General features: G+C 41.2%; 3 protein-coding genes. All 3 read left to right on the top strand.

The genetic code is table 11. The annotated features are described in order from the left end of the window. The coding region (locus tag OO007_RS20150; RefSeq protein WP_325810177.1) for an SdrD B-like domain-containing protein at positions 1-4,527 on the top strand (4,527 nt) is incomplete at its 5' end. Positions 4,528-4,602: 75 nt separating this feature from the next. Next, entirely contained in the window at positions 4,603-8,271 is a 3,669-nt protein-coding gene (locus OO007_RS20145) for a hypothetical protein (protein WP_325810176.1), read from the top strand. A 629-nt stretch (positions 8,272-8,900) separates the two neighbouring features. Beyond that, on the top strand, positions 8,901-12,677 hold a 3,777-nt coding region (locus tag OO007_RS20140; protein ID WP_325810175.1), incomplete at its 3' end, for a beta strand repeat-containing protein.

Below are 12,677 nucleotides of genomic sequence, written 5' to 3'. Positions count from 1 at the left end.
CCTGTAGCGGTTGATGATAGTCAGGCCAATCCAGGTGTGCCATCACCGACTAATCCAACGACATTGGCTACGATTGGTGCAAACGACTCTGATCCTGATGGCAATATCGATCCAGCGACTGTGGACCTTGATCCAGCTACACCGGGTATCCAGTCTACGTTGACGAATGCCGATGGAACTTACACGGCTGATGCTGCAGGCAATGTAACCTTCACACCGAATGCCTCATTGACAGGTAATCCAACAGCGATTCCATATACGATCAATGACAACGATGGTAATACCTCAAATACAGCCACACTGACGGTAACTTACGGCACTGCTCCTGTAGCGGTTGATGATAGTCAGGCCAATCCAGGTGTGCCATCACCGACTAATCCAACGACATTGGCTACGATTGGTGCAAACGACTCTGATCCTGATGGCAACATCGATCCAGCGACTGTGGACCTTAATACTGCTGTGGATGGTATTCAAAATACTATTACTATTCTTGATGGGACATGGGAAGCTGATTTATTAGGTAATGTAACGTTTACTCCAAATGCCTCGTTAACAGGTAATCCAACCCCAATTTTGTATACGATACAAGATAATGAGGGTAATACATCAAATCAGGCAACTTTGACTGTAACTTATGGTAATGAACCTACTGCTAATGATGATGTTCAAGCAAACCCAGGAGTACCATCTCCAGCGAATCCAACGACTTTACCATTGGTAGGAAACAATGATTCTGATTCAGATGGAATCATTGATCCTGCAACGGTGGACCTTGATCCAGCAACACCGGGTATCCAATCTACGTTGACGAATGCCGATGGAACTTACACGGCTGATGCCTCAGGTAATGTGACATTCACACCGAATGCTTCTCTTACAGGCAATCCGACTCCGATCTCTTATACGGTGAACGATAATGATGGTAATACTTCGAATGAAGCTACATTAACAGTAACATATGGTACTACTCAAACTGGAACTGTTAACGGCATTGTCTATGAAGATACAAATGGTAACGGCACACAAGATTCAGGCGAGTTTGGAATTTCAGGTGTTAATGTTTTAATTACTGATTCTGAAGGTAATACTCAAACACTTACAACAGATACGAGTGGTAATTATTCAACATCAGTTGTTTCTGGTAGTACTACAATAAACATTCAAGAAAATACTCTTCCTGGTGGAAGTACTCAGACTGAGGGTACAGACCCAACTGTAGTGATTGTGCCTGTTAATGATGTCGCTTCGGATATTGATGGGTATCAACCAGCAGATAATTCTGGTGAAATCATCGGTATCGTCTATGCAGATACAAATAGTAACGGCATGCAAGATGCGAATGAGCCAGGAATTGCAGGTGTCCAAGTAATCGTTACTGATTCAGAAGGTAATACTCAAACTGTAACTACAGATTCTGATGGCACTTATGGCGCTACCGTTCCTGCCGGTGCAACCACCATTGATGTTGTAGATTCATCTTTGCCATCTGGAAGTGTTCAAACTGAAGGTACTGATACGACAACGGTTACAGTTCCTGCAAATGGTACGGCTACAGATAGAGATGGCTTTAATACGCCTATTGTGACGCCATTATTTGGTACTGTACAAGGAGTTGTGTATCTTGATGCTAACAATAATGGTCAGCAAGATAACGGTGAAACAGGCATAACAAATGTAAGAGTTACTATTACGGATAGTAGTGGTGCAATTACTACGGTTATTACTAATAGCAATGGTCTATACAGTCAATCTGTTATAGCTGGCAGTACTACGATTGATATTTCAGATTCAGATATTAATTCGTCATTAACAAGGTCACAAGGTTCAGACCCTACAGTTGTAAATGTTATAGCTGGAAGTGTGGCTAATGATATTGATGGTTTTGCTCCTCCACAACCAAAACCACCTGTTGCTGTTGATGATTCAAAACAAAATCAACCGCTAGGACAAGCTGTAACTGTGAATACTGTTTCTAATGACAGTGACCCAGATAATAATTTAGATCCTACCACTGTGAAACTTCGAGACCCGTCTGGTAATCCAGTAACAAGTCTAATTGTTGAAGGTGAGGGTACCTGGTCTGTAAATATAACAACTGGTGACATTACATTTACACCAGAGGCTGGTTTTATGGGTGATCCAACGCCAGTTGATTACACAGTAAAAGACACTACAGGTTTAGAGTCTAATGTAGCGACGGTGACTGTTGATTATGAAGAGCCAGCTGCCATTACAGGTACGGTATGGTTAGATCGTGACAAGGATAATGTCATTGATTCTAATGAAGATCGAAAAGCAGGATGGACTCTGAAGATCAAAGACAAAGACGGTAATATTGTTGCAACAACAGTGACAGATTCTCAAGGTAACTACTCTGTAACAGGTCTAGTACCGGCTGAATATACTGTTGAGTTCTTTAATACTAAGGGTACTCTAATAGCAACACAGACAACAGGAGGCCCGCTAGTTGCTGGTCAAACAGTAAATTTACCATTACCGGTAGACCCAAGCGGAGTTATTTATGACAGTACAACACGTGAATTGATAGCGGGAGTAACGTTACAGTTAGTTAATTCTCAAGGTGTTCCTGTAGATGCTGCCTGTGTAGGTGAAGGCCAGCAAAATCAGGTAACTGCAGAAGATGGTCTCTATGCTTTTGATGTCTACCCTAATGCACATTCAAGTTGTCAGAATGGAGAAACATATACTATTAAAATAGTTTCAGCTCCTGCTGGTTACTACACCAATAGCACGATTATTCCACCTCAGACCGGTGTGTATGACAGTGATTCAAATGAAACAAACTGTACACGTGATGCAATTGCTAATAGTGGTAGTTGTGAAGTTCAGGGACAACCAGATGCTCCACAGGGTAATCAAGATACAACTTATTTCATGGATTTCTCACTGAATTCTGGTGATAGCAATGTGATATTCAACCATATTCCATTAGATTCTGAGATTGCGCGACAAACAGAAATTGCTGATGACACTATCCTTATTAGTAAATCTGCTAACAAGAATCAAGTGAGTGTTGGTGATCAGTTGTATTACACGATAACTGCTGAAAACATGACTGAAGATGAAATTGAAGTGGATGTTAGAGATGACTTACCTAAAGGCTTTAAATTTGCATCTAGTGCAGCAAAACTCACTAGAGCAGGAGAAGATAATAACTTTGGTACTGATGATGACATCGTTACGACTATTAAAGCGACTGGCACTGACCCTATCAGTTTCAATTCATTAATCGTAAAAGGTAATGAGAAAATAAAGATTGGTTATATTCTTAAAGTCGGAACGTCGGTTAGCCAAGGTAATGCTGTGAACTCGGTACAGGTATTTGCGTCAGGCTCTGACGATGATATTGCGAGTAATGTAGCGATAGCAACGGTGGCTGTTGTTGTAGACAGCGTATTTGATCAATCTACCTTAATTGGTAAAGTATTCCATGATCGCGACGGTGATGGTTATCAAGATCCTGCTAATGCTACAGGTATCACCGTTAAAAGTGATTATTTCGGTTGGAATAGTCTGCACCTTGGCGGTCTCAATGGTCGAGTGAGTGTGCTGGATGATCCAGATAAATACCGTAAAGTGATTCTTATGCCTTATTCAAAGAAGAACGATTTTAAGGTTACGACTCAACAAGGAACGGTTATTACTGTAGATAATCGTGGTCAGGCAACTGAATCTCATATCGGTCAAAAAGCGAAGGGCTTAACAGCGCAAGACCTTAGAATTAGCACACGTAGAATTAAAGGCATTCCAACTGCTACTAAAGTTAAATCGATGCGAGTACCTGGAACAGTCCAGGATGTGCTTGAAATCACTATCACCAACTACGGCATTCAGGAAGAAGGAATACCTGGTGTCCGTTTGGCAACTGTAGAAGGATTGTTAATCGAAACAGATGGTTACGGTCGATATCATATTCCTGATGTTGATGGCGGTCGTCGTGGTTCGGGTAAGAACTTTATTCTAAAAGTGGATACTGCAACGTTACCCGAGGGAGCTAAATTTACAACAGAGAACCCTCGTGTATTACGACTTAGCAGTACAGCACTTAATAAGATTAATTTTGGTATTAAATTACCGGTACAAGATGCGCCAGTAAGAACTATTAAGAGCCCGGCTAAATACCAGACTCAATCACGCAAACGTACTATTACAAAGCAAGTTCCTGTGTACAAGACGGTTGAAGTTGGCTTAGGTTCAATATTCTTCGATAAAGATAAGCACAATATACGTGCTGATCAACGTGGAAATATGGACTTATTAGTCTCGCGCATCAAACGACATGGAAAAGGGCATATTACAATCAATGCGTATACTGATTCACGTCATACCGCCCAATATAATATCGCTTTAGCTAATAGAAGAGCCGATACGGTAAGACAAGAACTACAGAAAAGATTAGGTTCTACATTAATGCGTCAGGTTAAGGTTGTGGTAGATAAGAGTGCTTATCAAGAAGTACCACATAATGACAAGCGATCAATAGATTATAGAACGACAAATTAGTCTATTAAAAATAATAGAAACAACAAAATATTAAGAACGTAAACCGCAAAAATAAAAAGAAATAAAGGTTAAAAAATGAACTCTAAAACAACATTAGTTTCGACTCAACAAGCTACGATGACTTCAAGATTGAAGTCTCCATTGTTGAGTGCAACATTTAGTGGTTTAGTTATGTGCAGTGTTAGTGTTGTTACACACGCAGCAGAACCTGAATATAAAGATATGCCAGCGTTTACTTTAAAAGTTGTAACGCATGGTGAAGGTTTGAATCGCTCTGATAATATGAGTGAAGAAACAAGACAGGATAATCGCCGAGCCGATTTAAGTATTACAAAACAAGTGCCAGCTGGATCAAAAACAGTTAAAGAAGATGTTTATGATCAAGTTCAAGTAAAAGTAAGTGATGCCAATAAACGTAGCATACGATTAAAAGACGGTGGTGTTATCTGGGTCAGTAAAGATCCCTCTACCTTAACCCCTGTTCTTAATGTTACTGCACCAAACTCGATAGAAATGGAAAAAGGCGAGTTTGTATCTCCGATGAATTTTGAGATCACAACCAACTATGCGCATTTTATCGATAGCTGGGAACTTGAGGTCTATTACGCCGAAGATGAACAACAAAAAAATCCTCTAGCAACCTTTATGGGGCGCTCTTTAGACACTGGCCGCACGGTTAAATGGAACGGTGTTAGCAAAAAAGGTAAAAAACTCAAAGAAGGCGACAAGCTCAGCTATATCCTGACCGTGAAAGACAAAGACGGACATCTGGATAGAACGCATTTACGTCAGATCAGCCTAGTGGGACCGCAACGGAATATCACCGACACCGTGAGCAGTAGTGTATCCAGTAATCTTGAAAATAACCTCGACCTACAAACCATACCGGTACATGGCTCACGCGTTAGAATCTTTGGCCGTGATATCCCGACAGACCATACGATCAAGATCAATGATGAAAGCATCTCGCTGGTTGAAAACAAGTTCGTAGTCGAAAAACTACTACCCGAAGGGCAGCATGATTTTGATATCGCAATCACTGATAGTAATCAGGATACTTATCACAAACCACTGAATGTTGATCTTAAAAGCAAGTACATGTTCATGGTCGGTCTTGCCGATATTACCGCAGGTAAAGGTAAAGTCAGTGGTAATCTGGAAACACTCAGTGACGGGGATAAATACCTCGATGGTGACATCTTCGTTGATGGTCGTTTAGCGTTTTACCTGAAAGGTAAAATCAAAGGTAAATACCTGGTAACCGCACAAATGGATACTGGTACCGATGACATTGAGAACATCTTTGATGACATCCACAAGAAAGACCCCGACAGCTTGTTCCGTCGCCTTGATCCGGACAAGTACTATCCTGTCTATGGTGATGACTCAACCATCATTGATGACACCAACAGTCAGGGCAAAATGTATGTGCGTGTAGACTGGGATAAGTCTCGTGCCATCTGGGGTAACTACAATACCGACATTACCGGTACCGAACTCAGCTCATTCAACCGCACCCTTTACGGTGCCAAGCTGAATCACAAAAGCACCCAGACCACCAAAGACGGTGACCATAAAACCGACGTGACGGTGTTCGCCTCAGAAGCGCAAAGTGCTTTTAGACACAATGAATTCCTCGGAACTGGTGGCAGTCTGTACTACTTAAAAGACTCAGACATCGTCGATGGATCAGAGAAAGTCTGGATCGAAGTGCGCCAAAGTAGCGGTGATCGTGCCGTCTCAACCGTAGTGCTCGAAGAAGGGCGTGACTACCAGATAGACGACTTCCAGGGACGTATTATCCTGAATCGTCCACTGTTACAGATTGCCCAGCAATCCTACCCATCACTGATTAAAGACACACCGCTGGATGGTGACGATGTCTACCTAATGGTGGATTATGAATACGTCCCCGACGACTTTGACAGCAATAAAGCCAGCTACGGTTCACGCGGTAAAATCTGGTTGAACGACCATTTCGCCGTCGGTGGTACCTATGCCCATGAAAATCGTACCGATGATGATTATGACCTGAAAGGGATCGACATCACCCTCAAGAAAAACAAAGGCACTTACCTTAAAGTTGAATACGCAGAAAGTGAATCAAACCAGACACAAGGCAGCTTTGCCTCAGATGACGGTGGTTTAAACTTCAACCCGTTTAATGCCAACAGCGAAGCATCCGACATAAACGGCAGCGCGATTAGCGTCGAAGCTAGAGCAGACCTGGAAGACTTTAGTACCTTAAGCGGTTCGATTGGCGCGTGGTTCAAACAACGCGATGCCGGCTTCTCAACCGCCAGTCTGGATACCGGCTATAAAACCACCGATACCGGTGTCGAAGTCATCAGCAAACTCAACGACAAAGTAGATGTTTCTGCGCGTGCCACACAAGTTGAAGAAGAAGGCTTGCGCAAAGAAAGCAGCGCCAGCGTGCAAGCCGATGTTAAAGTCAGTGACAAAGTCACCTTAAGTGGTGAAATCCGTCACGTCAAAGAAGAAGACTTAACGGATGACGAAGGTACCGGCTCAAGCGTTGATGGCGAAGGTACGCTGGCAGCGTTTAAAGTTGGCTACGATGTCAATAATGAAATCAATCTTTACGGTATTGCACAAGGCACACTCAGTAAAAGTGGCAATTATGAAAGCAATGACCTGTTAACACTCGGTATCAAAGCCGCCATCAACAGTAAATTCGATCTTAATGCAGAAGTTAGTAGTGGTGATCGCGGAGATGCACTAACCCTCGGCGCAGACTACCGCATGAGTGACAGTTACAGCCTATACAGTAACTTTACACTCTCGACTGACGGCACCGAAGACAATAAAAATGCCTTCACCATGGGCCAACGTAAAACAGTCAGCGACCAACTCAAAGTGTACACCGAACATCAGTTTACACACGAATCGGCACAATCCGGAATCGGACATACCTTCGGCGTGGATTACCAGGTAAATAAAGAACTGATCGCCAGTGCCTCGGTACAAAGCTCACGTCTGGATAAGGTAGACAGTGGCCTGACCGATCGTGATGCCTTCTCAGTTGGCTTAACCTACAAAGAAAACGCCACCGATGCCAGTACCCGACTCGAATACCGTCGCGACAAAGGCTTTACCGAAGACACCGTACAATGGGTAACCACCAACAAAATAAATTACCGCGTCAACCCATCATTAAGATTACAGGGTAAGTTCAACTACTCAGACACCAAAGATCAGGTGGGCGATACAAACGATGCGACCTTTACCGAAGCAGCGGTAGGCTTTGCCTACAGACCGATCAACCATGACCGTTTAAATGTACTGGGTCGTATCACGTATCTTTACGACTTACAGCCCGTGTCTCAGAGTATCGAGCCTGATGAGAAATCATTAATCGCCAGTTTGGAATCAAGCTATCAGCTCAACCAACGCTGGGAACTCGGTGGCAAACTTGCACATAAAGAAGGCGAAATCAGAAGTGACAGAGACGCAGGAAACTGGTCACGCAACGATGCCACACTTGCGGCAGTACGAGTGCGTTATCACATGACCAAGAACTGGGATGCGATGGCACAATACCACTGGTTAAACTCAGACGAATCACAAGACACCCAGCACGGTGCCATGATTGCCGTTGATCGTCATATAGGAGAAAACATGAAGATAGGATTAGGTTATAACTTTACAAACTTCAATGATGATTTAAGCAATACCGACGGTGATGCTGAAGGGTGGTTCATCAACTTAGTGGGTAAATACTAAAAGCAATTATCTTCAAGCAAGCGAAGAAACAAAAGTAAAAACGAAAAGGCCCAGAGATGGGCTTTTTTTGTGCCCGAAATAAACCCAGATCAAAACAATCAATTAACCAACAACCAACAACCAATAACCAATAACCAAATCAAAACATACCAATTAAATAATGCTAAAGGCACCCCCCACCTTACAGGCACTTTTTTAACAGTACGAAAAAAAGGCCTCAAAGTAGGGGGGTGGCTTTGATTATTGATCCAATGTTTAGACAGGTATAGATTGAAAATCTATACCGTATATCGGTTAAATGCTACCGGATTAAACCTATTTAACTGCTTAAACTACAAACCAATATTCTATTCTTAAATCTCAAAAAACAAATTATATTAATAAGTTAATAAGTAATAGTTTGCATGTCATTCATGTTGAATTCAGATAACGCTTGTTAGTATGAACGGTGTAATGGGGGAAATAAGTAGCTAAATCACTAGATTCTTTATTGAAATATTAAAATCATTATCTAAATAAATACAATTATATCAATGAGATAGTATTTACATGAGATGAAAATAGCTGATATTAACAATAATCACTTACAAATTTAGTTTGCTAAAAAAATTAAAATAAGCAGGTAAAAAATGAAATTTTTCGACTTTATTCGTAGCCGAAATACGAAGAAAAAGAAAAAATCAGATGAAATTACAAATAAATTTAACAGGAAATCTGCAGGTTTTCTGATATCCAGTTTGTTGATGTTTTTTGTCGCACTAAATATAGTGCCAAATATTGCTTATGCCACAACATTTACTGAAACAGTGCCTAATGGTAATGGGCCAATACCTAATACTTATCCACCAGTAGGTGGAACCATGGTTGTACTTGTTGGTGCTAACGGCAATATCTATTATCAGTTTGTTAATCCTTCGACGCAGTTCCAGGGTTTTGAACAAACCGGTACACCCGCTGCTTATCGTGGTAGTCCATTTCAACTTGGACCAACACAGGCACTGAATTGCGGAACTGTTTCATGTACTGATTATTTTGGTGGTTCTATTACGGAAGGTTATGTTCGTTTAACGGCACGAGATGGTGATGCATGTCCGGGTAACTTCGACGAAGATGATGTTTTCTTTTTACTGAATGGTTTTACAGTTTCGAGTTTTACAGGTCCTTATACTGAACGAACTAATATGGCAGGAACTGTTTCAAATGGTTTTGAGAATTGCTTTAGAAATCAGGGTTCAACTGAGACAAGTACAGCCTGGTTTGACTTGGCACCTGTTTCAGGTCTTCTGGATAATATATTAACAACAGGTAGTACAACACCTGAGGTTCAAGATTTAGATGGAAGTGCTACTAGAGGTGACAATTACTGGTATTTTACTGATGGTAATGATGCAACAGGTACACCAGAAGTTGCACCAGGTATTTCGATTGAAAAAACAGCGGATGTTCCATCTTATGCTGCTGTTGGGGATATAATTAATTATACCTTTACAGTAAAAAATATAGGTTCTGTTCAATTAACCAATATAGTTGTTACAGATTCATTTATTACCGGTGCTGTTGATTGTGCTGGGGTTACGACATTAGCAAGACCTACAGGGACTCCTCCTGTTGCAACAGAAATGACCTGTACTGGTCAACATATTGTCACTCAAGCGAATCTTGATGATGATGTTGTTTTTATTAATACGGCTGAAGTTACTGCTGTTCCAACCGAAGGAACAATAGGTAGTGTATCAGGTACTTTATCTATTCCCGGACCAATAGTTGATCCAGTTCTTACTTTGACTAAAGTTGCTTCTAAAACGACTGATGCTGTTTTAGGCGATATAATTACCTATACATACACGGTAAGCAATACCGGCGTTCTTACTGTTGAAGATGTTACTGTTTCGGATGTACATAATGGAACAGGCACACTTTCAGCGATTCTTGGTGATTCCATTATTGTTAATTCAAATGGTTTATCAGTTGATGCTTCGATCGATGGATCTATAGATTCTCTTGCCCCGGGAGACTCTGCTACTTTCACTGCTAATTACACAATTACTCAAGATGATGTGGATGCTGGTGCAGATATAACTAATATTGCTACTGCAACTGGCACACCTAAACGTGGGACTTTAGTTGATCCTACCGCTAATGCTGTAGTTTCTATGATTGGTCCTTCTCCAAGTTTGACTGTTCTTAAAGCAACATCAAGCACTCCTGCGAATGTAGGAGATACATTAGTTTATACATTTACAGTTGAAAATACAGGTAATGTGTCTATTGCTAGTGTCGTTATTAACGATGCGAAATGTGCTTCTGTAGCATCTTTAGTTAGTGGCGATACCAATAGCGATACAATATTAGATGTCACTGAAACTCATGTTTATAGTTGTACATCGATTCCCGTTACACAAGCAGAAGTAGACGCAGGAACTGTGGATAATAGTGTTAGTGTTTCAGGTACTCCTTCAGGTGGTACGCTAACGCCAGCAGTTGATGATTTACAAACATTAGTTACTCAAACTCCTTCTTGGTCTTTAACTAAATCATCTAGCTCTACACCAACAAAAAAAGATGATGTTGTTTCATACAGTTTTAGTTTAACAAATACTGGTAATGTTACGATTAACAGTGTCGTATTGAGTGACGCCAAGTGTGACAGCGGAAGCCTATCACTCGATAGTGGTGATAATGCACCAACAAGTACTTTAGAAATTGATGAAATCTGGGTTTACAGTTGTGATCATACCGTAACGCAAGCAGAAGTAGATGCAGGATCAGTTGACAACAATGCTTCAGCAAGTGGAACACCTGCCGGTGGTACCCTCGCTCCAGCTGCGGCAAGCAACAGCATTCCGATTACAGCAAATCCAAGTCTTGGATTAACAAAAGTGGCTCAACCTCTCACAATTTATGCAACGGGAGAAAAGGTAACTTATGATTATGTTGTAACCAATACAGGTAATGTGTCGATAACAGCTCCGATTACCATAAGTGATAACCTAATTCCAAACAGCAATCCTTTAGCTGTTCCTGCAGATAGTATTGATTGTGGAATATGGCCTGTTCCTTTTGCACCTGGCGATACTCATAGTTGTATAGGAACTTACACGGTTACTGTTAATGACGTTACAGTTGGCAGTACCACTAACATTGCTACGGCTTCTGACGGAACAACTACGTCTCCTACAGCATCTGAAACGGTACCCGATGGCGCGACACCTGCTATAACGTTAATTAAAACATCTACTAATATAACTTTTACAACATTAAATGAGCCGCTTACATATACCTATGAAGTAGAAAATACGGGAACGGCTACTTTCGTAAATAACATCAATATCTCAGATAATAAAATTAATGGAGGGACTCCTTTTCAATGTTGGAGTTCAGTGCTTCCAGGAGACCCTGATTTTAGAACAGGAGAAAAAATTACTTGTAGTGTTGTTTACAATGTTACTCAAGCTGATTTGGATGCCGGTTTTGTGACTAACGAAGCTCATGCAGAAACAGATTATTTGGGTTCTAATGTTTCAACTCCGACGGTTGACTTAACGATTACTGGAGAGCAAACACCTATTTGGACATTGGCAAAGACTTCAGCATCTACTCCAACAGAAGCGGGTCAAATTGTTAGCTATGACTTTAGTCTAGAAAATACAGGTAATGTAACTATTGATGCTGTTGTTTTAAGTGATGCAAAGTGTGATGCATCTACTTTAACTCTAGATAGTGGCGATAACGCACCTACAGGAACATTAAATGTTGATGAAATTTGGATTTATAGTTGTGATCATACTGTAACTCAAGCGGAAGTTGATGCAGGTACCGTAGATAACACGGCAACAGCATCAGGAACACCAACAGGTGGAACACTAGCTGATGTACTTGCAAGTTACAGTATTTCTATTACTCCTACGCCATCGTGGACTTTAGATAAAGCCTCTAGTTCTACACCAACAAATAAAGATGATGTTGTCACATATAGTTTTACTTTAACAAATACAGGTAATGTTTCCGTTTCTGGAATTACTTTAGCTGATGCTAAATGTGATGTCGCACCGACCACCCCAGATAGTGGTGATTTAAATACTAACTCTATCTTAGAGTCAGACGAAATTTGGATCTATAGCTGTGACCACACAGTGACACAAGCAGAAATTGATAGTGGTTCGGTAGATAATTCTGCAACAGCTTCAGGTACACCAGCAGGTGGAACATTGGCTGATGCACTGGCTACAAAAAGCATCACAGTTGCGGCAGCTCCTACATGGACGTTGGATAAAACTTCTAGTTCAACACCAACGGATAAAGATGATGTTGTTTCTTATAGTTTCACTCTAACAAATACAGGTAATGTTTCCGTTTCTGGAATTACTTTAGCTGATGCTAAATGTGATGTCGCACCGACCACCCCA

It is taken from the genome of Cocleimonas sp. KMM 6892 (genome assembly GCF_035798195.1).
GTDB lineage: Bacteria > Pseudomonadota > Gammaproteobacteria > Thiotrichales > Thiotrichaceae > Cocleimonas > Cocleimonas flava.
Note: the sequence above shows the minus strand (reverse complement) of the source record. Positions and strands in the feature narration are given on the sequence as shown.

What these genes read in the sequence shown, in the direction of transcription:
- OO007_RS20145 (WP_325810176.1), top strand. Translation starts at nt 4,603, where the DNA reads ATGAACTCTAAAACAACATTAGTTTCGACTCAACAAGCTACGATGACT.